The organism is Mediterraneibacter torques (genome assembly GCF_044591705.1).
GTDB classification, from domain to species: domain Bacteria; phylum Bacillota; class Clostridia; order Lachnospirales; family Lachnospiraceae; genus Mediterraneibacter; species Mediterraneibacter torques.
Window position 1 is genome coordinate 370,904 of record NZ_CP172594.1, and the last position, 21,094, is coordinate 391,997.

At 42.7% G+C, this 21,094-nt stretch carries 18 protein-coding genes and 1 tRNA gene; 17 read left to right on the plus strand and 2 right to left on the minus strand.

Annotated features, from left to right (window positions below; translation table 11 throughout):
* Positions 1 to 92: 92 nt before the first annotated feature.
* Together ACH9UM_RS01670 and ACH9UM_RS01675 are read left to right on the plus strand one after the other, a co-directional pair.
* The gene (locus ACH9UM_RS01670; RefSeq protein WP_004847592.1) at positions 93 to 1,025 is read left to right on the plus strand and encodes a diacylglycerol kinase family protein; all 933 of its coding nucleotides are present in this window, start codon (positions 93 to 95) and stop codon (positions 1,023 to 1,025) included.
* Between the two features lie 106 nt (positions 1,026 to 1,131).
* Positions 1,132 to 1,203 (plus strand) — tRNA-Glu (locus ACH9UM_RS01675).
* A gap of 29 nt (positions 1,204 to 1,232) precedes the next feature.
* On the opposite strand, the gene ACH9UM_RS01680 is transcribed toward ACH9UM_RS01675, so the two are convergent.
* Positions 1,233 to 2,132, minus strand: coding sequence for an NAD(P)/FAD-dependent oxidoreductase (locus tag ACH9UM_RS01680; protein WP_004847591.1), 900 nt, complete (start codon positions 2,130 to 2,132; stop codon positions 1,233 to 1,235).
* Between the two features lie 374 nt (positions 2,133 to 2,506).
* Here ACH9UM_RS01680 and fba point away from each other — a divergent pair, with 374 nt between their 5' ends.
* The 3 genes from fba (at position 2,507) to ACH9UM_RS01695 (ending at position 7,287) form a co-directional block, all read left to right on the plus strand.
* A complete protein-coding gene (gene fba, locus ACH9UM_RS01685; protein ID WP_004847590.1) occupies positions 2,507 to 3,370 on the plus strand; it encodes a class II fructose-1,6-bisphosphate aldolase in 864 nt (287 codons plus the stop codon).
* 347 nt (positions 3,371 to 3,717) lie between these two features.
* On the plus strand, positions 3,718 to 5,832 hold the full coding sequence (locus tag ACH9UM_RS01690; protein WP_004847589.1) for a glutamine synthetase III: 2,115 nt from the start codon (positions 3,718 to 3,720) through the stop codon (positions 5,830 to 5,832).
* A 210-nt stretch (positions 5,833 to 6,042) separates the two neighbouring features.
* Entirely contained in the window at positions 6,043 to 7,287 is a 1,245-nt protein-coding gene (locus tag ACH9UM_RS01695) for a beta-galactosidase (RefSeq protein WP_400091777.1), read from the plus strand.
* Positions 7,288 to 7,594: 307 nt separating this feature from the next.
* Here the strand turns inward: ACH9UM_RS01695 and ACH9UM_RS01700 are convergent, their stop codons facing one another.
* Positions 7,595 to 7,831: a helix-turn-helix domain-containing protein gene (locus ACH9UM_RS01700; protein WP_005341369.1), complete on the minus strand. Its 237-nt coding sequence runs from the start codon at positions 7,829 to 7,831 to the stop codon at positions 7,595 to 7,597.
* A gap of 210 nt (positions 7,832 to 8,041) precedes the next feature.
* On the opposite strand from ACH9UM_RS01700, the gene ACH9UM_RS01705 reads away from it, so the two are divergent.
* From ACH9UM_RS01705 to ACH9UM_RS01760, 12 genes are all read left to right on the plus strand, one after another.
* The gene (locus ACH9UM_RS01705) at positions 8,042 to 8,353 is read left to right on the plus strand and encodes a hypothetical protein (protein WP_215727210.1); all 312 of its coding nucleotides are present in this window, start codon (positions 8,042 to 8,044) and stop codon (positions 8,351 to 8,353) included.
* A 40-nt stretch (positions 8,354 to 8,393) separates the two neighbouring features.
* Positions 8,394 to 8,726 (plus strand): DUF5720 family protein, encoded by a 333-nt coding sequence (locus ACH9UM_RS01710; protein WP_368179641.1) that lies wholly within the window; start codon positions 8,394 to 8,396, stop codon positions 8,724 to 8,726.
* Between the two features lie 187 nt (positions 8,727 to 8,913).
* A complete protein-coding gene (locus tag ACH9UM_RS01715; RefSeq protein WP_208728885.1) occupies positions 8,914 to 9,822 on the plus strand; it encodes a ParM/StbA family protein in 909 nt (302 codons plus the stop codon).
* Positions 9,819 to 10,109, plus strand: coding sequence for a hypothetical protein (locus tag ACH9UM_RS01720; protein WP_015513323.1), 291 nt, complete (start codon positions 9,819 to 9,821; stop codon positions 10,107 to 10,109). The genes ACH9UM_RS01715 and ACH9UM_RS01720 overlap by 4 nt, the downstream gene beginning before the upstream one ends.
* 154 nt (positions 10,110 to 10,263) lie before the next feature.
* Complete coding sequence (locus ACH9UM_RS01725; RefSeq protein WP_015513324.1) at positions 10,264 to 10,854, plus strand: hypothetical protein; 591 nt, start codon at positions 10,264 to 10,266, stop codon at positions 10,852 to 10,854.
* Between the two features lie 70 nt (positions 10,855 to 10,924).
* Complete coding sequence (gene dcm / locus ACH9UM_RS01730) at positions 10,925 to 12,220, plus strand: DNA (cytosine-5-)-methyltransferase (RefSeq protein ID WP_215686504.1); 1,296 nt, start codon at positions 10,925 to 10,927, stop codon at positions 12,218 to 12,220.
* 2 nt (positions 12,221 to 12,222) lie between these two features.
* Positions 12,223 to 13,179: an amidoligase family protein gene (locus tag ACH9UM_RS01735; RefSeq protein WP_006426990.1), complete on the plus strand. Its 957-nt coding sequence runs from the start codon at positions 12,223 to 12,225 to the stop codon at positions 13,177 to 13,179.
* A gap of 12 nt (positions 13,180 to 13,191) precedes the next feature.
* Positions 13,192 to 13,674 (plus strand): gamma-glutamylcyclotransferase family protein, encoded by a 483-nt coding sequence (locus ACH9UM_RS01740; protein ID WP_015513326.1) that lies wholly within the window; start codon positions 13,192 to 13,194, stop codon positions 13,672 to 13,674.
* Between the two features lie 74 nt (positions 13,675 to 13,748).
* Positions 13,749 to 18,113, plus strand: a complete 4,365-nt coding sequence (locus tag ACH9UM_RS01745; RefSeq protein ID WP_349159733.1) for a SpaA isopeptide-forming pilin-related protein — start codon at positions 13,749 to 13,751, stop codon at positions 18,111 to 18,113.
* A gap of 88 nt (positions 18,114 to 18,201) precedes the next feature.
* The gene (metK, locus tag ACH9UM_RS01750) at positions 18,202 to 19,362 is read left to right on the plus strand and encodes a methionine adenosyltransferase (protein ID WP_015513328.1); all 1,161 of its coding nucleotides are present in this window, start codon (positions 18,202 to 18,204) and stop codon (positions 19,360 to 19,362) included.
* The gene (locus tag ACH9UM_RS01755; RefSeq protein WP_006426986.1) at positions 19,362 to 20,339 is read left to right on the plus strand and encodes a DUF3991 and TOPRIM domain-containing protein; all 978 of its coding nucleotides are present in this window, start codon (positions 19,362 to 19,364) and stop codon (positions 20,337 to 20,339) included. The genes metK and ACH9UM_RS01755 overlap by 1 nt, the downstream gene beginning before the upstream one ends.
* Before the next feature lie 6 nt (positions 20,340 to 20,345).
* Positions 20,346 to 21,092, plus strand: coding sequence for a hypothetical protein (locus ACH9UM_RS01760; protein WP_007884619.1), 747 nt, complete (start codon positions 20,346 to 20,348; stop codon positions 21,090 to 21,092).
* Positions 21,093 to 21,094: the final 2 nt, after the last annotated feature.

Genomic DNA, 21,094 nt, shown 5'->3' on the forward strand with positions numbered 1-21,094 from the left:
AAAACGAATAAAAGGAGGAGGGCTGTACATCTGTGTGCAGTCCTCTCTTTTCACGAGATGGAAATAACAAAGTATAGGGGCGGTGACGCAGTATGAAAAAAATGTTATTTATCTATAATCCGAATGCCGGTACGGGAAAATTAAAACCTAAACTTGCGGATGTTTTGGATATTTTTACGAAGAGCGGATATGAAGTGACTGTTTATCCGACACAGAAAAGATATGATGCGGCTGAAAAAATACAAGAAAGCGGGAGTCAGTATGATCTGATCGTATGCAGCGGCGGAGACGGTACTTTAGATGAGGCGGTTACAGGAATGCAGCTTTGTAACTGTAAAGTTCCGCTGGGATATATCCCGGCGGGGACGACGAATGATTTTGCGACAAGTCTCGGCATCCCGAAAGATATTCTTGAGGCGGCGGAGACGGCGGTAAACGGAACGGTCTTCCCGTGTGATGTAGGGATGTTCGGGGAAGATTATTTTGCATACATCGCAGCGTTCGGACTGTTTACGGACGTGTCTTATGCCACGGATCAGAATGTGAAAAATGTTCTTGGGCATATGGCGTATATTTTGGAAGGCGCGAAAAGAGTGTTTAATATTCCGTCTTATAAGATTAAGATCACGCATGACGGCGAAGTGATAGAGGATGAGTTTATATTCGGAATGGTGACAAATTCCCGATCTGTCGGTGGATTCAAGGGGATTATCGGTCCGGAGATCGTATTTGACGACGGAGTATTTGAAGTTACGCTGATCAAGACACCGAAAAACGCAATAGAATTGAATGAACTTCTCGGCGCGATCGTGATGAAACAGTTAGATTCAAAACGGATGTATTCGTTTAAGACGGGAGAAATTAAGTTTGAGTCAGAGGAAGAAATCCCGTGGACGTTAGACGGAGAATTTGGCGGGGCGCACAAAGAAATTACCGTTAAAGATAAGAAGCAAGCCGTGCAGATCAAAGTTGACTCAGAGGTGGCGGCAGGTTTATCAGTGGATTCCGAAAAAGTAAAAAAGTAAAATGTAAAAAATAAATCAAAAAAATTAAAAAAATACTTGCATATAGTAAAAACATATGTTATATTTATATTCGCTGTGAGGAACACCAAACAGCGAATATAAATAAGGCTCCGTGGTCAAGCGGTCAAGACGCTAGCCTCTCACGCTGGAATCAGGGGTTCGATTCCCCTCGGAGTCATTTGGAAAGTCCGTATTTACGGACTTTTTTTATTTTGCCAAATGGATTCCCGCGACTGTTCCGTCTGCGACTGCCGTTGATACTTGACGTACTTGTTTTACTCGGATATCTCCGACTGCATAAACTCCTGCTATGTTTGTTTCCATATTTTCATCAACCGGGATAAATCCGTTATCTAATTCTAATTCTGAATATAACTCTGTATTCGGTGTCGTTCCGGCGTAGACAAAGATACCGCATCCGCAGTCTGCGATCTTTTCGACAGAACCTGTCTTTTCATCGGAAATTTCCAACGCTTCTACCTGTTCTGCTCCATATACGGCGTGAAGTCTTGATCCTAAACGCAGTTTTATGTTTGGAGTTTGTTCTGCTTTGTTTTTAAACTCCTCAATGCAGCCGAGTGTATCTTCAAAATGAATGATCGTAACTTGTTTCGCAAATTTTGATAAATACAGAGCTTCCTTTACAGCTCCGTCCGCGCCTCCTACGACGTAAATGTTTTTGTCTGTATATTTTCTTCCGTCTCTTTGAGCGTTCATTCCCATCCCTTTGCCGGTAAGTTCTGCTTCTCCGGGGATGTTGAGTTTTCTGGGGGTTGTACCGTTTGCCAGAACGATTTTTTTTGCATCATAGGCGCCGTCTTTTGTGAACACTTTTTTAATGCTGCCCTGCAGCTCAACTTGCGTCACTTCTTCGTATATGATATCAATACCTGTATTTTCTGCCTGGATTTTCAGTCTCTTGGCAAAAGAACTTCCGGTTTCTTCTGTCATAATTCCCGCATAATGGGTAACGGTAGATACTTTTCCGATCAATCCTCCCACGGTGTTTTTTTCTGTGATCAACACTTTTTTTCCTCTGCTTGCCGCATAAATTCCCGCGCTGATCCCTGCCGGTCCTGCTCCGATGATCACTACGTCATACATCATAACTTCATCCTCTTTTCTTTCATAAATTGCATTTTAAAGTGTTCCCTTAATTCATACTATACACTTGGATAGTTATTTTGTAAAATTATAATAAACTATATATTCATAAATATTTATTATGATAATAGGCATTATATAAAGAGCGGATTATGGATATTTTCAAAATATAATATGAAGAAAACAGTATTGTAAAATCGTTATGAGAGCGTTATTTGAAATTTCATTCGTGACGTCTGTAATATAAATCGAATTTTGATTGTCTTTTTTTAAGAGATAAGCTATAATGAACGCAGAGCTTAAATTAACATTTTCGGTCAGATGCAGCTTGCTTATGAGATGTATCTGCGCGGAGAAGAGAATTGGAGGAAAACAATATGTTAGTATCAGCAACAGAAATGCTTCAAAAAGCAAAAGCAGGACATTATGCAGTAGGACAGTTCAATATCAACAACCTTGAGTGGACAAAAGCAATTCTTCTTACAGCACAGGAGTGCAACTCTCCGGTAATCCTCGGTGTATCTGAAGGAGCCGGAAAATATATGACAGGATATAAGACAGTTGTAGGCATGGTAAACGGAATGCTGGAAGAACTCGGAATCACAGTTCCGGTTGCTCTGCATCTTGATCACGGCAGCTACGAAGGATGTATGAAGTGTATCGAAGCAGGATTCTCATCTATCATGTTCGATGGATCACATTATCCGATCGAGGAGAACGTAGAGAAGACAAAAGAGCTCGTTAAGATCGCTCATGAGAAGAACATGTCCATCGAGGCAGAAGTCGGTTCTATCGGCGGAGAGGAAGACGGAGTAATCGGAAAAGGCGAGTGTGCCGATCCGCAGGAGTGTAAGATGGTTTCCGATCTCGGAATCGATTTCCTTGCAGCAGGTATCGGAAATATCCACGGAAAATATCCGGAGAACTGGGAAGGATTAAGTTTTGAGACTCTGGATGCGATCCAGCAGCTTACAGGCGATATGCCGCTCGTTCTTCACGGAGGCACAGGTATTCCGGAAGATATGATCAAAAAGGCAATCAGCCTCGGCGTTGCTAAGATTAATGTAAATACAGAGTGTCAGCTTGCGTTTGCGGCAGCTACACGCGAGTATGTTGAAGCAGGAAAAGACCTTGAAGGAAAAGGATTTGACCCGCGTAAACTTCTTAAACCGGGTACAGACGCAATCATGGCTACTGTAAAAGAGAAAATGGAATTATTCGGTTCTATCGGACAAGCTTAAGCAGCGGCGCAGCATATCTGACGTCTGCTTTCGGCGGCTGAATTTTTCAAAAAAATACTTGCCTTTTTTAGTTGGCGGAGTTATACTGACTGACAGAGACATGAACAGGGGCGTTCCAGCATAGCATGGAGTGCCCTTTTTGTAATAGCAACGAGCTAAAGCACGGGAGTGCCAGAGATCTTGGCGGCTGCTTACGATCCCGGAATGTTCTCTTCGGTGCTTCCGGTGATTTATGGTATGCCATAATCTTTTTTGTATTATATTGTAAAAGCAGTAATACATAGAGTAGTCTGATACAAAAAAGCGTTCATGCAGTCTTGTTAAAAGGTAGGAAGGAAAGGTGAATTATGAGTACAGAAGCAATCAATGTAGCTGAAATTTTTGGACAGAATGTTTTTGACGATACAGTGATGCAAGAGCGTCTGCCGAAAAAGATTTACAAAAATCTGAAGCACACGATCGAAGAGGGCAGGGAACTTGATCTGGAGACGGCCGATGTCATAGCTCATGAGATGAAAGAGTGGGCGATTGAAAAAGGCGCGACGCATTACACACACTGGTTCCTGCCTTTAACAGGCGTTACGGCAGAAAAGCATGATTCATTTATATCGGCTCCCCAGCCAAGCGGAAAAGTTCTTATGAGTTTTTCGGGAAAAGAATTGATCAAAGGAGAACCGGATGCTTCCTCGTTTCCGTCAGGAGGATTAAGAGCTACGTTTGAGGCAAGAGGGTATACAGTGTGGGATTGTACTTCTCCGGCATTTATAAGAGAAGACGCGGCAGGCGCGATCCTGTGCATCCCTACTGCATTTTGTTCTTATACCGGAGAGGCGCTTGATCAGAAAACACCGCTTCTTCGTTCGATGGAAGCGCTCGATACGCAGGCAATGCGTCTGCTTCGCTTATTCGGAAATACAACTTCAAAGAAAGTGACGCCGTCTGTCGGTGCGGAACAGGAATATTTCCTTGTAGATTCAGAAAAGTTTCTTCAGAGAAAAGACCTGATCTATACAGGAAGGACGCTGTTTGGCGCGATGCCTCCGAAAGGTCAGGAGATGGACGATCACTATTTCGGAACGATCAGACAGAGAATCGCATCGTTTATGAAAGATGTAAACGAAGAACTTTGGAAGGTAGGCGTTACGGCGAAAACTCAGCATAACGAGGCTGCGCCGGCTCAGCATGAGCTTGCTCCGATCTATGCAAAAGCGAATATTGCGGTAGACCATAATCAGATCGTGATGCAGACTTTGAAACGGGTGGCAAGCAGGCACGGAATGAAATGTCTGCTCCATGAGAAACCGTTTGCAGGGGTGAATGGATCGGGAAAACATAATAACTGGTCGCTGATAACAGACGATGGCATCAATATGCTCGAACCGGGAAAGACACCGCATGAGAATATTCAGTTCCTTCTTGTTCTGACATGTGTTTTGAAAGCGGTCAACAGACACGCGGAACTTCTCAGAGAATCTGCGGCTGATCCGGGAAATGATCACCGGCTTGGGGCAAATGAAGCGCCTCCGGCAATTATTTCCGTTTTCCTTGGAGAGCAGCTCGAGGATGTGATCGATCAGCTTGTAAGTACAGGGGAGGCGACACATAGTTTGAAAGGCGGAAAGCTGGAGACGAGTGTGCGTACTCTTCCTGATCTGATGAAAGATGCGACAGACCGGAACAGAACTTCTCCGTTTGCATTTACGGGAAATAAATTTGAATTCCGTATGGTAGGTTCGAGAGACTCGATCGCATCTGCCAATATTGTGCTCAATACGATCGTGGCGGAAGCGTTTTCGGAAGCATGTGATGTTATGGAACAGGCGGATGACGTTCAAAAAGCGATCCATGACCTGATCAAGGAATATGCGATCGAGAACCAGAAGATCATTTTTAACGGAGACGGATATTCACAGGCATGGGTAGAAGAAGCGCAAAGAAGAGGACTTCCAAACATTAAGTCTATGGTTGAGTCGATCCCGGCGCTTGTATCTGATAAGTCGGTAGAACTTTTTGAGAAATTCGGAGTATTTACACGCACAGAGCTTGAATCCCGCGCGGAAATTCGCTATGAAAATTATTCAAAGGCGCTCAATATCGAGGCTCGTACGATGATCGATATGGGAAGAAAACAGTTTATTCCGGCGATCATTAAATATACAAAGACGCTGGCGGATACGGTTAATTCGGTAAAAGCCGCAGGTGTGGATGCCAGTGTTCAGCTTGCGACGCTTGATGAGATTACCGTGCTGCTCAAAGAAGCAAGCCGCGCTCAGGCACAGCTTGAGAAAGTGACGGAGACGGCTTCTTCCATGGACGACGGTCCTGATAAAGCGGCTTATTATTATGAGACAGTGTGCCCTGCAATGGAGGATCTGCGTGCGCCGATCGACAAGCTGGAGATGATCGTTGATAAAGAGGCATGGCCGATGCCGTCTTATGGAGATCTGATATTTGAAGTATAATTAGAAACAATGTTCTTGCGAACGATGTTTCGATAAAGTGGAAACAGAGACTTTTTGAGATATGATTCCGAAAGCCTCTGTTTCTTTTTATAATTGACATCTGAAAAATCTCGGGGCATACTTATTGCAGAAAGAAGAGCTGGAGACTGTATTATTACCGGAATGCGGCAAAAACACACATTGTCCGAAATGAAAACAGGAGGTTGTACTATGATAGGAGGACACTTATTACACGGTGGAGACTATAATCCGGAACAATGGATCGAATATCCGGAGATATTGGAAGAAGATTTAAAGTTGATGAATAAGGCAAATGTAAACTGTGTGACGCTCGGAGTGTTTTCTTGGGCGGAGTTAGAGCCTAAGGAGGACGTTTATACGTTTGAATGGCTGGAGGAAATTATAGATAAACTCCGAGAGAGGAAGATACAGGTAGTTTTGGCGACTCCGTCGGGAGGAATGCCGCACTGGCTTACACAAAAGTATCCCGAGACGCTTCAGGTGCAGGCGGACGGTACGGTAAACCTGCCGGGGAAGCGCCATAACTTCTGCTATTCCTCTCCGGTCATGAGGCGGAAGGTAAAGCAGATAGACCGGGCTCTTGCGCAGCGATTCGGAAAGAAAGAAAATGTGATCCTCTGGCATATTTCCAATGAGTTCGGAGGAAACTTCAAAGATTCCACATGTCATTGTGAAAAATGTCAGAAAAAGTTTCGGGAATGGCTGAAAAACAAGTACGGAACACTGGATAAGCTTAATGCGTCGTGGTGGACGGGATTTTGGAGTCACAAATATACAGATTGGGATCAGATCCACAGCCCTTCTCCGCAGGGCGAATGTCTGACGACAGCGTTGACTTTAGATTGGAAGAGATTTTCTTCCGAGCAGATTACAGATTTTTGCAAAATGGAAGCCGATGCATTGAGAGAATTTTCCGATCTTCCGACAACGACGAATATGATGGGATTTTTCAAAGGAGTTGATTACAATACTCTGAAAAATGCAGTTGATATCATATCATGGGATAATTATCCGTTTTGGCATGAGAGAAAAGATGAAGTGCCGGAGGCGGTATATACATCTGCGGGTAATGCTCTTATGAGAAGTCTGAAAAGAGAGCCGTTTCTTTTAATGGAAAGCACGCCCTCTTCTGTGAGCTGGCGTTCTCACAATCCGCTGAAAAGACCGGGGATGCACATGCTTTCTTCTATGCAGGCAGTTGCGCACGGAGCAGATTCGGTTCAGTATTTTCAGTGGAGAAAGAGCAGGGGCGGCTATGAGAAATTTCACGGAGCAGTCGTAGATCATAAGAACGGTTCTGATACGAGAACATTTCGAGAAGTGACGGAAGTAGGAAAGCGGCTGGAGCACTTAAGCGGCGGGATCAAAACTTTTTTAAACAGGGCGAAAGCGGCCATTGTTTTTGACTGGGATAAAATGGAGTACAGTTTATAGTAGTGTATAGCGTGTACCAAGTTATAATTATGGGGTTGAAAATAACAGTATACACAGATAATGTGGAAAAATGTGTATGACGTTTATATAGAAAATAACATTGAAAAAGAAATTCAAGAATGGGTAAATTCATTAAATTTAAAATAGAATAATAATTACATGAGTGACAGAAGATAAGAATCTGAATTCCCTGTCACTTTTATATTATTTGATAAGAAAAAAGAACTGGTTTATATCCGATAAGAATATAGACTGGTTCTTATTTTTAATATGCTATTATATACACAGGGAGTCGGGGAATGTCGAACTATAGCAAGCCGGAAAAGAAAGCATTGATATCGGTATGAAAGAGTTTTGCAAGTGCAACTAATTCAGATGCCTTAATGTTCATGCGATTTGTTTCCAGTTTGGCATAGGTACTTTTGGTGATGGAGATACCCATAAGATTTAATTTTGCAACTACTTGGTCTTGAGTCATATTGTTTTTATATCGAATTGCTTGGATATTTTTACCAATATCCATATCTGGTCTAATCTTTTGCATAATGATGAACTCCCCTTATAAAATAAAAAGTTTCGTAATACAGAAACATATATATTGATTCTAAAGAATTTAAATTTTATAATGTTTCGTAATAAGGAATTATTTTTAACAGGAAGAGGTAAAAGTATAATGGATGTGGAGATGGAAAAGAGAAAATTTTTAAATCTATGTGGCAAAAGAGATCGAGCATTATTGTCAGGTGAAAAAAGAATGACATTGGGGGATATGGAACGATTGACATATCTGACAGAATTTTTTGAACTGGAGAACTATGGAATCGCCTTATGGAAAGAATTTGGTGATGATGTAAAAGAGCCATTTGAAGCGATGATGAAAATGTTAGATGAGCCGGAGTGCATAGAAGATCGATGGCTTGATGACGAAGCAAAAGGGGAAAAGTGGTTGTTAGAATTTCAGGAACTGGCATTAACGGAAGAATACAGGGAATGGATTCGAAATTATATCGATAAAAAATATGAAGAAAGAGGATTACCATATCCGACAGGAGCAGACTTCGATTAAGAGGTCTGCTTTTTTCTGGTCTTTTGGGAGGTGATAAGAGGTGGAAGTAAGTATTTATGAACTCTTGGCGGCAGCAAGAGAATCGGCTAAATCTGATTATATAAAAGGGGACAGCATTTTGTGTGAGAAGAGATTTCATCCAGATACCCATTACATGGTAGAAATAGAACTGCTGAAAAATGATAACAAGCTGGGAAAAAAGGGCAATTATATACGGAAGTTTTTGACAGAACCGGAGTATCTTCCCATTTTACAAAAGCAGGAAAAACATCTCATAAAAATAAAAAGACAGGCAATTGTTCAAAAAGGAAACTTGCGATATATCCCTCCCCCGGACAGGCCTAACCGCCGCCGGGAGAGGGATCTTTTATAACCGGCTGGGAAGGAACAGTAGTGTTCCTCTGGCGATAGTGGTATAAAAAAGCCAGATTTTCCGCAGGTTTTGGGACGCTGGAACATAGAAAAGTGTTCACGAATGGCACTTTTGCAACGATCCGTTGCAGCAGTGACAACATTTTTGACCTTACGTTAAACAGAAAAAATGAAAGGATGTGATTGCGATAATCATAGGAATTGATCATGGCTATTATGCCATTAAAACAAGACAAGTGTCTTTCCCAAGTGGAATTATTGGGTATGATTACGAGCCGTATACCATGCAGAATGTTCTGCAATATCAAGGAAAGTATTATGTCTGCGGTACGGGAAGACAGACGCTGGTAAAAAATAAAACGTCAAATGATAATTATTATCTGCTGACGTTGGCAGCCATTGCAGAAGAAATCAAGCATCGGAAAGCGGAACGAAAGACAGAGGTAATTCTGGCTGTTGGACTTCCGCTTTCAAGTTTTGGAAGAGAGAAACAGGGATTCAGGGAGTATCTGTTGCGGAAAGAGCAGCCAGTGCGATTTTTATATGAAAGTGAGTTATATGAGATAACAATAAAAGATGTGAAACTGTTCCCACAGGGATACTCTGCGCTTGCTCTGCATCCAGAGTATCTGAAGAATGAACCGTCTGTTCTGCTTGTTGATATTGGTGGCTGGACCGTTGACCTTATGAGGCTGGACAATGCTGTTCCGAATGCAGCAACGTGCAGAAGTCTGGAACTTGGAGTAATCCGATGTATTGATGAGACAGCAGAACAAGTGCGTAGAAATACCGGACTGTCTGTGACAGAAACTCAAATTGAGCGTGTGCTTCGGGGAGAATCTTGCAGTATGGCAGAAGAGGCCAGACGGATCATACAGGAAAACGGACGGAAATATATAGAAAGAATACTGTCTGCGGTGACAGAATCCGGGTTTGATCTCCGGGCAGTACCCACCGTATTTATGGGGGGAGGCTCTGCAATTTTAAAACGCCACGTGACCACACAGGACGCGATTTGCCGCCCCGTTTTTATAGAGGACGTCCATGCCAACGCAACAGGGTATGAACGGATTGTAGAGCAGATGTGGACGAGATGACACGCCCGGTATATTCGTTCCGCCCGAACCTGAAAAATCCAGAACACCAGAGGGCATGGGAGAAATTTCAAAGTGTTCCAGAAGGGCAGAAAAGCCAGTATCTGGTTCAGGCAATTCTGGAAAAAGAGGATCGGAAATGGATGGAAGAAGTCATTCAAAAGACGATAAAAGAAAGTGTTCGAGAATTAGGAATATGTGGCACTACGGAACAATCGACAACGAACCCATCATCGGAAGAAATACCAGATCAGATGATGGATTTTCTATCTCAAATGGAAAATTTGTAAAGGGGGTGAGGCCTATGATTGCACGATACATACATTGTTGGATCTGCTAGGGGTAAGGCATAAAATGCATCGTTATCTTTGGTGGGTATTGTGAATAGCTTTCCATGCGGCTTTGGAGTATGTTGTGTGTAGCGAAAGAGAAAGGAGAAAGGTTATGGCAGAAATGAAAAATATCTGCGGAAAGATCCCGATGGACTTACATGAGAAAGTAAGAGAAGAGATTGAACTCACAGAAAGCAGCACACAAAAATTTTTACAACAGGTCATTGAAGAACATTTCAACAGACTGGAAGGAAAAGGAGAAATAAGCATGGGAGCAGTAAGAACAGTAGCAGTACAGGTATCAGAGGAATTATTCCAGAGATTAAAAGTAGTCATCGGAAAGAAACACATGAAACAGAAAGACTTCTTAATTCAGATTATAGAAGAAGCACTGGAAAAGGCAGAGGCCGAATGGCAAAGCAAAGATCAGCCTGAAGAATCCGAACAGACAATTGGAGAATTGGGAACAGAAGAAACACAACCGGAAGAAAGCACTGAGCCGGAAAGGGACAGCGAACCAGAAGAGGAAAGCGAACCAGATGGAGAGAGCGAACCGAAAGAGGAAAACGAACCAGAAGGGGAGAGTGAACCGAAAGAGGAAAACGAACCAGAAGGGGACAGCGAACCGGAAGAGGAAACTGAACCAGAAAGAGAAACTGATCTGGAAGAAGAAACCAAAACAGAAGAACCAACAGAATGGTAACCAATTGATACAGAATAACGAAGGGCGGTATGAGAAATCATGCCGCCTGTTTTTATCAGCAAAAAGGAGGTTGATAGCCGCAACCATTCAATTTTTTGATCTCTTTAGCGGAATCGGGGGATTCCGTGAAGGCTTAAGACGGGCAGGAAACTTTGTCTGTGTCGGACATTGCGAGGTGGATACTTATGCGGATAAGAACTACCGATTGCTGTTTGACACAGAAGGGGAGTGGTATTGTAGTGATGCAAGAACAATTGAACCAGAACGAATGCCAGATTTTGATTTACTCTGTGCAGGATTTCCTTGCCAGGCATTCTCTATCGCCGGAAAGCGAGAAGGATTTGCTGACGCAAGAGGAACTCTCTTTTTTGAAATTGCCCGGATTCTTGAAGCTAAAAGACCATCGTATTTTATCCTTGAAAATGTTCCCGGTTTGTTATCGCATGACAAAGGCCGGACGTTTTGCACCATCCTCAGTACGCTTTCTGAACTGGGGTATCATGTCGAATGGAAAGTGCTTAACAGCAAGGATTTCGGAGTCCCCCAAGCAAGAAAGCGGGTGTATATTGTCGGATATCTTGATTTCCGATGTGCCGGAAAAGTATTACCTGAACCAGAAACAAATGGAGCAGCTCTTGTTCAAATCCGGGCAGGAAGTCAGGGAAAAAGAGTCTACAGTCCCAAAGGATTAAGCTGTACCCTGACATCACAAGCCGGAGGAATGGGTGGAAAGACAGGATTATATGATGTGGGTGTTCCAATTAAAGAAAATACAAAGCTCGGCTACAAACTTGCAAGAGAGGGTGACAGCATCGATTTAGGCTATGCGAATCTCAACAGCAGGAGAGGAAGAGTCGGACACCAGATCGCACATACCCTGACAACAGGTGTTCAACAGGGAACGCTGCACTTTGTCGATCTTTCACCTCCGCCGGTGGTAACGGAAGAATGCAGAAGCCTGAATACCAGACAATGCGGTGTCCACAAATACAAAGGAGAATGTTCTGGTGTATTAGCAGAGGATGGAGCAAGAGCAGTCTTAACACCAGCAAAAGAGAATGTTCGTCAGAACGGCAGACGTATGAAAGAACCCGAAGAACCGATGTTTACAATTACTGCAACCGATCGTCATGGCATCTTGTATCACGGCAGAATAAGAAGGTTAGTTCCGAGGGAATGTCTGCGACTGCAGGGTTATTACGACTGGCAGATTGATAAGATCATAGACAGCACTTCTGACGCACAGCTTTATAAACAGGCTGGAAACGGAGTAACTGTCAATGTTATCGAGGCAATTGGCAGATTGTTACAAAAGGCAGACTCCGAACTCAACACACAGGAAGTGTCTGAGAAAGGAATCCATTAGGCATGATCGGTATAAAAGACCAATACTTTGGCACAGAAATCGAGATGACAGGAATTACCAGACAACGTGCTGCAGAAGTTGTTGCTGAAATGTTTGGAACAGAAGCATATTATGACGGCACTACTTATGGAGTCTGGTCAGTGATAGATTTGGAAGGAAAAAAGTGGAAATTTATGTCTGATGGGAGCATTTATACACAACGAAAAGTATACGGTCGAATTGTAGACGCAGGTGGAGAATATTCAACAGAAATGGTATCTCCGAAATTATCCTATGATGAAATGGGTAAGTTACAGGAAGTAGTACGATGTCTGCGACAGCATGGCGGTTTTGTAAATGAGTCCTGTGGTCAGCATGTTCATGTAGATGCATCGAATCATACACCGCAGAGTCTGAAAAATGCACTGACAATTATGTATGCAAAGGAAGATATTCTGTTCAAAGCACTGAAAGTGCAGGAGAGAAGAGCAAATAGTTATTGTCAGAGGGTGCGACCGGAGGTATTGGAGAAAATCCGAAAAATACCAAATAAATCAATCACAATGGACCGAGTAAGAAATGTCTGGTATGGAGGCAGGGATGGAAGTCATACCCATTATGATCATACCCGTTATTATGCTCTGAATCTTCATGCTGTGTTTTCAAAAGGAACTTTGGAATGGCGCTGTTTTGAAAGCACACTTCATGCAGGAAAGGTAAGAGCAAATATTACTCTGGCATTAGCCATTTCCGCACAGGCGATCAATCAGAGATCGACACAGATGAAAAAGACACTGATATCAGAAAATCCAGCATTTACATTTCGTACATTTTTATTGAGACTTGGGTTAATTGGAGACGAATATAAAAATGTCCGAAAACATTTGCTGGCAAATCTGGATGGTGATCTTGCGTGGAGATATGATAAAAGCACGTATGAGTGTTTGAAGAAAAATCAAAGGACAGAAGGAGTCAGATAGAGGTGAGAAAAAATGGAAGATAGATATTACTTCGCTTATGGCAGCAACATGAATCTGGAGCAGATGAAGTACAGGTGTCCGGCTGCGGAAGTTGTGGAAAATGTCCGGCTTGAAGATTATCGGCTGGCATTTCGAGGAAAGGCTCCGGGTAACGGAGTAGCAACGGTACTGCCGGAAAAGGGAAGCTGTGTCGAAGGAGTTTTATGGAAAATCACAGAAGCGTGTGAGAAGAGTCTGGATTTCTATGAAGGATTCCCAAGTTTTTATGGGAAAGAATCGATTCAGGTAAAAAATCAGGATGGAGTGGAGAAAGAGGTGTTTGTATATATGATGAACGCTCCGCACAAAGATGTTCCGGCAAGACCATCGAAGTTTTATCTGGATGGAATTCTGGAAGGATATAAGGATAACCAGATTCCAACAGATTCTGTCATGAAAGCGGTGAAGCGTACCAGACAGGAAGTGAAAAAAGAAAAAAATCGATATACAAGATAAAACGTACCGCAGAGGAAACATCTTCTGCGGTATTTAATTAAAAAAATCTATTTATAATTAGGAAGGAAAAGCACATGAAGGTTAGAAAATTAAAGACCAGAATAGCTGCTTTTGGACTGGCTGTCCTGATGGGCATCAGTACCTTGAGCAGTGTAAATGCGTTTGCGGTCGAACAGACAGGCTCGGAACAGCAGACGGAAGTACAGGCGGTAACAAGCCAGAAAGATACATCGGTTACAGCAGATGATATCACAAAAGCGGTTTCGGATGAAACATTTGCGGTGGAAACCTGTATGGAAGGAATCCATTATGATGCAGAAAAAGAAGATGTTACGCTTGTAAGTATCAAAGATGAGAATGGTGGAGAGTATCATTCTGACAAAGCAGGAACATATATTGCCACTTATATGGTCGTTCCAAAAGATAAGAGTGACAGCTATACCATCACCCGGAAAGTGACTCTGACGGATACAGAAGGTCAGGCACATTCTGAAGAAAATGGTGGAGAGAAACAGAAGTCAGATACAGAATCTGAAGATGATTCGGATTCGCCTGTGCAGAACTACACAGATGTAGAAATTGAAACATCCGAAGAAGATGCATCTGCACAGGCAGTCAAAGAACTGAAAGAGGACATCGAAGAGGGAAATGTGATGGTATTGTCTGCGGCTGAAAGAGCTACAAGCAGCGGTTCCACAGTTACATTGACAAAGGGGAGAACTATTTATTATCCAAGTTATATTGGAAATTATCTTACTTGCCTGTTTACAGTCAATGGGAAAATTGCATACTGCCTTCAGTCCCAGAAAGCATCCCCACCGAGTGGAAGTTATGTAGCACAGGTACTGGACAGCAATAAAAATCTACAGAAAGTCCTTTATTATGGTTATGGCGGGGCAGGAGATCTGACAGGAAGTTATCTGTCTGGAAAAACGGAAGATGAAAAGTATGTGTATACACACATTGCAGCCAGCTACGCTTATGCAGGAGAAGCCGGATTTACAGGGTGTAATTATAATGACCTTGTAAATGCAGGGGTTATCGCATATATCAATTATCTGTTTGGACAGGAAGAACCGCCAAAAGGTGAACTGAGCCTTTCAAGCACAAAGCTGAATGCAGTACGGGATGGAAACATCCAGAAAACACCAAATATCACACTGTCTGGAGATCACAGAAACTATGTGACATTGAGTGTACCGGAAAATGTGACAGCACATAATCTTTCCAAAGGAACAAGTGTTACAAATGGAAAAATCCAGATTTATGGTGGAGATACATTCTATCTGTCTGCGGATTTATTACTGACAGGCAGTTATGCTTCCGGCAACTTATATGGTTCTGTCGGAAAGACATGGAGAACACTGGTGCTGACAACCGGAAATTCCAAGCAGGATATCGGTGTATTTGAAAGTGAAACAGCAGCTCCGGTAAGTTTTAGTGTACAGTGGCTGAATATGACACGCATTGAACTTATGAAGAAAGATGTCAATACACAGAATCTACTGTCAGGAGCAGTTTATGGTATTTATACTGATAAGAAGTGTGAAAACCTGCTGATGACAATGTCAGCAACCGGAAGAGATGGAAAAGCAGTCAGCGATTATTTTGATTCTGCACTGAAAACTGTGTATGTAAAAGAGATCACTGCTCCGACAGGATATAAACTGAATACAGAAGTATATAAAGTAGATGTTGCAGCCGGAAAGACATTGAATGTAACAGCAACAGATGAGAGAGTCACCGGAAAAGTAAAAATCGCAAAGATCGATAAAGAAACACTTGCATTTAAAGCGCAGGGGGACAGTGCTCTTCGTGGTGCGGTGTATGGTCTTTATGCCAAAGAGGACATCGTGCATCCGGATGGCACAACAGGAGTTCTGTATAAACAGGACAGCCTGATTGCACAGGGAGTCATCGGAGATGACGGAACACTGGAATTTTCAGAATTATACCTTGGAGAAATGTATCTAAAAGAAATCACTCCACCGGAAGGATATACACTGGATACTACCAAATATGAGGTATCAGTAACTTATGAAGGTCAGGATGTTGCCGAAGTGACAAGAGACCTTACGGTAAAAGAGCAGGTAAAGAAACAGGCATTCCAGTTAATCAAAATCAGTGAAGATGGAGAGCAGACAGAAACGGACCTGGTTGCAGGAGCAAGATTTAAGGTATATCTGATCAGCGACCTGACACAGGTGAAAAATGGGAAACTGAAACCGTCCAATGGAGAAAGCTATACAGCAAGTGATTTCAAGAATTATGACTTCAGCAAAGAGCAGGTTGCAGTTACTTATGAGAATGGAACCGCCGTACCAGTACCGGAACTGATCACTGATACCAAAGGATATGCAGTCAGCCCGGAACTGCCGTATGGAAGTTATGTTGTAGTGGAAAGCACTACCCCGGAGAATCTGAAAACCATTGATCCATTTGTTGTAAATGTGGAAAATGACAGCAGAGAACCAATGCAGTGGAGAGTATTTGATGACCGTCCGTTTGAATTTTTGTTGAAAATCGTAAAGAAGGATGCACAGACTGGAAATACGGTTTTAAAGGCCGGAGCCTCTTATAAGATTTACGATGTGACAAATAAGAAATATGTGGAACAGGTTGTTCAGTATCCGAAGAAAGAAAAGATCAGTGTATTCAAAACAAATGAGGAAGGATATCTGATCACACCGCAGGAACTGAAGTGCGCTACCTATCGAATCGAAGAAGTAAAAGCACCGGAAGGATTTGTAAGACAGGGAAGCGAAGAGTCCCTGTATGATGGAACAACGATTATTTCACCATTAGAGCAGACTACAAAAGGAACATATAAAGAAAATCCACAGAATGGTATTGTAATTACAGTATCCTCAAACACTGCACATCAGATTGATCCGGATACAGGAGCTGCGATTGTAGAAGTAGAACAGAAAAATGACGAACAGGTAGGAAGCCTGCTCCTGACGAAAAAGGGAGAACAGCTTACCGAAGTAACCGGAGATTCTGTTCTGGCAAAAGTAAAAGCACTGGTTTCTAAAGTAAGAAATACCGTATCTGGTAAAGAAGAAACAGGTATTTATAAAGGCTTTAAATATGAAGAAACCGGAGTAGAAGGTGCTGAATTCGAAGTATATGCCAAAGATACCATCTATTCACCGGACGGAGCAAAGGACGAAGAAGGAAATCCAGTTGTTCGTTATGAGAAAGATGATCTGGTAGCCAAACTGACTACAGATGAAAATGGAACAGCAGTTATCAACAATCTGCCACTGGGAACGTATTATCTGAAAGAGGTTGTAGCAGGAGAGAATTTTGTCCTGAATACAGAACAGAAAGAATTTACCCTGACAGCAGAGGATGATACACAGGCAGTCGTTTATGAAGGCGTTACCTATAAAAATGAAAGACAGAAAGTTTCCGTATCGGTAGAAAAGAAGGATTCTGTCACAGGAGAAAAGCTGGAAGGTGTTATTTTTGGACTGTATGCTGCGGAAGATATTCTTTCTAATCAGGGAGAGGTTCTCGTAGAGAAAGATACCCTGCTGGAAAAGAAAGCAACAGATACAAAGGGAACACTTACTTTCGACAGTGATCTTCCACATGGAAAATACTATGTCAAAGAGGAAGTCAGAAAAGCCGGATATCTTCCAAATGAAGAAGTATGGAATGTAGATGCAACCTATGAAAATCAGAATCTTGCAAAGATTGAACTGAACAAAGAAGTTGAGAATCAGCCGACAGAAACACGTATTACCAAAACAGATGCAACAACCGGAAATGAGCTGGAAGGAGCAAAACTGCAGGTCATTGATAAAGACGGAACTGTTGTGGAAGAGTGGATTAGTACGAAGGAAGAACATGTCATTTACGGACTGCCGGAAGGAAGTTATACCTTACATGAGGAACTGGCTCCTTATGAAGATGGCTATGTGTCTGCCAGCGATGTGACGTTTGAAGTCAAAGAAGATGGAAGTGTGACAAAGGTTGAGATGAAAGACGAATATTCCAAAGTGGAAATTTCAAAAACAGACCTAACAACCGGAAAAGAACTGGAAGGGGCAAAGCTTCAGATCATCCGCAAAGATGGAACTGTTTTGGAAGAGTGGATTACGGATGGAAAGCCACATTCCGTTGCAAAGCTCCCGGTCAATGAAGAACTTACTCTGCGTGAGATCACAGCGCCGGATGGTTACGAGATTGCGGAAGATGTTACATTCACATTGAAAGATACAATGGAAGTCCAGAAAGTAGAAATGAAAGATGCCAGAACACCGGAGAAAACAACAGAAAAAACAAATGCACCAAAAACAGGTGATAACCAGAAAGTATGGCCGTTTGTTCTGCTTGCACTGGCATCTGCCGGAACAGCTACAGGAGTGACTGTATACCGCAGAAAGAAGTCAAAAATGACAGACAACAAAGAAGAAACAGAAGTAAAATAAAATAAAAATTACAGGATAAACCAATCTGACAGGGCAGGAGATGTTCATAAGGCAGCGCCTGCCCTGTCTGTAGATAAGGAGAAGAAAGATGAGACGTTTTTATACAGCAGAATCAGTAACAGAAGGACACCCGGATAAAGTATGCGATCAGATAGCAGATGCAATCTTAGATGAATGTCTGCGTTACGATCCATCTTCGAGAGTGGCGTGTGAAGTCCTTGCTACAAGAGGAAATGTGTTTGTAGCAGGAGAAATCACCAGCGGATATGAACCACCAGTGTTTGATGTGATCCGAAAAGTTTTAGAAGAGTGTGGATATTGTACAGATGGGATAGAAATGGATACGTTTGTACACCAGCAGAGTCCAGATATTGCGAAAGCAGTGAGTGTGTCGAAAGAATTTCGGGATAATATCGGCGCAAAATTAAGAGATAGAAGCAGGGGAGCTGGAGATCAGGGTGTTATGGTCGGATATGCGTGTGATGATACTCCGCAGCTTATGCCAATGCCGACTGTTCTGGCACACCGGATCACACGTGAACTTTCGGCTTGCAGAAGAAGCGGATATATCAAAGATATCTTTTCGGATGGAAAAGCACAGGTAACCGTAGAATATGAAGATGGAAAACCAGTGAGACTGGAAAGTGTTGTTGTTTCCTGCCAGCATGGTGCAGAAAAGAACCTGAAGAAGTTAGATGCCGAGATCAGAGAGAAAGTGCTTCGCTCAGCACTCAGATTACTGCCGCCGGATGAGGATACGAAGATTCTGATCAATCCGTCAGGAAAATTTGTGTGCGGAGGATTTGATGCAGATACCGGACTGACCGGAAGAAAGCTGATGGTGGATACTTATGGCAGTATGGTTCCGCATGGCGGCGGTGCATTTTCGGGAAAAGACTGTTCGAAAGTAGACCGTTCGGCAGCTTATATGGCAAGGTATATCGCCAAAAATATAGTAGCTGCTGAGTTTGCAAGCAAGTGTCAGGTGTCTTTGGCTTATGCAATCGGAGTAGCAGAGCCGGTTATGATTGAGGTAGACACCTTTGGTACAGGAAAAGTGTGTGCGGATGATTGTCTGGCGGCAGCAATCCCTCTGGTGTTTGGAGTGACACCTGTCCAGATCATGGAATCTCTCCGGCTGAACCGTCCGATTTTCCGTCAGACCGCAGTTTTTGGACACTTTGGAAGAAAGGAGTTTCCTTGGGAGCGAACCGATAAGGTACTGGCTCTTCAGGATACCATTCTGTAATGCCCTGGGTAACGGAAGAAGAGATTCAGGCAGCAAAGAATATGACTGCGTATGAGTATTTGCGAACGCATCAGGCACAGAGACTGCAAAAGACAAGGACCAGAAATGAATGGCAGTTGACGGATCATGACAGTTTTAAAATCAATGAACTGTCCAGCAAATGGCATTGGAAATCCAGAGATATCGGTGGCGTGTCCGCACTGCGGTTCCTGATTGAAGTAGATGGAATGAAATTTACAGATGCCGTAAAACTGTTGTGCGAAGAGAGTCCGTCTTTTATTCCGACACAGTCTGCGAAAAAGGAAAAACCACCCTTTAAGCTGCCGGAGAGATATTGTAATTGCAGACGAATCAGGGCTTATTTAAACCACAGAGGAATCAGCGATGAAGTGATCACGTATTGCATTTCGCATGAAATCCTTTATGAAAGTGTCCCGTACCATAACGCTGTTTTTGTTGGAAAAGATGAATCCGGAAAAGCAAGATATGCATTCCTGCGAGGAATCTATGAAAAAAACGGGAAAGGATTCAAGATGGAGCAGACCGGGAGTGAAAAAAAGTACAGCTTTTGCATTCCACCGGAAAGAGAAACAAAACGAGTTGTCGTATATGAAGCGTGTATTGATGCACTGGCCCACATGACACTGGAAGAAGGAAAGAGGGATAAATATCGTCTTTCCCTTGGAGGAATCGCTGCTCCGAAAGAAAACACACAGATACAGAGTGAACGTTTTAAAAAGCTGCCGGATGCACTGGAAGAGTTTCTGAAGAACCATCCGGAAATCAAAGAAATTGAAATCTGCACCGATAATGACTTTGCCGGGAGATGGGCGAAAGAACAGATGAAAAAACATTACGAGGGAACGTATCAGATTATTTGCAATCTGCCGGAAAAAGAAGGGGCAGATTATGCAGACCTTGCGAAAGAAAAAAAGCAGACAAATAAATGCAGGGACAGACCATTAGAAAGAAGGTGATAGAGAATGGAAGAAAAAGGAACGATGCACGTACATCTGTTGACGGAGCTGACTGGAAATCTTTATTCAGAAGAATCCGAATGGGAAGAAGAGTGGTCGGAGAGTGATGAATATGGAATGCCATTAGATGGAACAGAACTTGCCGATTATGAAGAAGTCATCCGAGAAGAACTGGAACGCTATGGGGAAGATGATCTCATGCAGTATTTTGACGGAAGTGAGTCCATTCAGGAAAAGATACAAAGTGCAGTTGTTACGATAGAAAACAAAGACGGAATCCTGTACGGCTGTACCAAACTGGAATTAAATGAATTTTTAAGTCAGGAAGAACTACAGGAATTCACCGAATACATTACAGGGCAGTACAGTGACGGGTGGGGTGAAGGATTTGAACAGAGGGATATCAAGGTAGATGGTGGAACGATGAATGTGCATTTTTGGCATCCTAATATGGAACAGCCGAAAATGTATGAAAAGAAAACAGAGCAGATTCCGACAAAGCCTGAGAAACAACGTCCCAAGTTACAGCTCCTTGGACATGATGGGAATATTTTTTCCATTATGGGCGATGCCTCAACTCTTTTGAAAAAGAATAAACAGACAGCAGAAGCAAAAGAAATGCGTAAAAGGGTATTGGAAAGTGGGGACTATTACAAAGCACTTTTGATTATCAGCGAATATGTAGAAACTGAGTTGAGTCCGCCGCCCAAAGAAAATAAAAAGACAAAGAAGAAAAATCAGCCGGAACGCTGAGA

What these genes read in the sequence shown, in the direction of transcription:
- ACH9UM_RS01670 (WP_004847592.1), top strand. Translation starts at nt 93, where the DNA reads ATGAAAAAAATGTTATTTATCTATAATCCGAATGCCGGTACGGGAAAA.
- ACH9UM_RS01680 (WP_004847591.1), bottom strand. Translation starts at nt 2,132, where the DNA reads ATGATGTATGACGTAGTGATCATCGGAGCAGGACCGGCAGGGATCAGC.
- fba (WP_004847590.1), top strand. Translation starts at nt 2,507, where the DNA reads ATGTTAGTATCAGCAACAGAAATGCTTCAAAAAGCAAAAGCAGGACAT.
- ACH9UM_RS01690 (WP_004847589.1), top strand. Translation starts at nt 3,718, where the DNA reads ATGAGTACAGAAGCAATCAATGTAGCTGAAATTTTTGGACAGAATGTT.
- ACH9UM_RS01695 (WP_400091777.1), top strand. Translation starts at nt 6,043, where the DNA reads ATGATAGGAGGACACTTATTACACGGTGGAGACTATAATCCGGAACAA.
- ACH9UM_RS01700 (WP_005341369.1), bottom strand. Translation starts at nt 7,831, where the DNA reads ATGCAAAAGATTAGACCAGATATGGATATTGGTAAAAATATCCAAGCA.
- ACH9UM_RS01705 (WP_215727210.1), top strand. Translation starts at nt 8,042, where the DNA reads ATGACATTGGGGGATATGGAACGATTGACATATCTGACAGAATTTTTT.
- ACH9UM_RS01720 (WP_015513323.1), top strand. Translation starts at nt 9,819, where the DNA reads ATGACACGCCCGGTATATTCGTTCCGCCCGAACCTGAAAAATCCAGAA.
- ACH9UM_RS01725 (WP_015513324.1), top strand. Translation starts at nt 10,264, where the DNA reads ATGGCAGAAATGAAAAATATCTGCGGAAAGATCCCGATGGACTTACAT.
- ACH9UM_RS01735 (WP_006426990.1), top strand. Translation starts at nt 12,223, where the DNA reads ATGATCGGTATAAAAGACCAATACTTTGGCACAGAAATCGAGATGACA.
- ACH9UM_RS01740 (WP_015513326.1), top strand. Translation starts at nt 13,192, where the DNA reads ATGGAAGATAGATATTACTTCGCTTATGGCAGCAACATGAATCTGGAG.
- ACH9UM_RS01745 (WP_349159733.1), top strand. Translation starts at nt 13,749, where the DNA reads ATGAAGGTTAGAAAATTAAAGACCAGAATAGCTGCTTTTGGACTGGCT.
- metK (WP_015513328.1), top strand. Translation starts at nt 18,202, where the DNA reads ATGAGACGTTTTTATACAGCAGAATCAGTAACAGAAGGACACCCGGAT.
- ACH9UM_RS01755 (WP_006426986.1), top strand. Translation starts at nt 19,362, where the DNA reads ATGCCCTGGGTAACGGAAGAAGAGATTCAGGCAGCAAAGAATATGACT.
- ACH9UM_RS01760 (WP_007884619.1), top strand. Translation starts at nt 20,346, where the DNA reads ATGGAAGAAAAAGGAACGATGCACGTACATCTGTTGACGGAGCTGACT.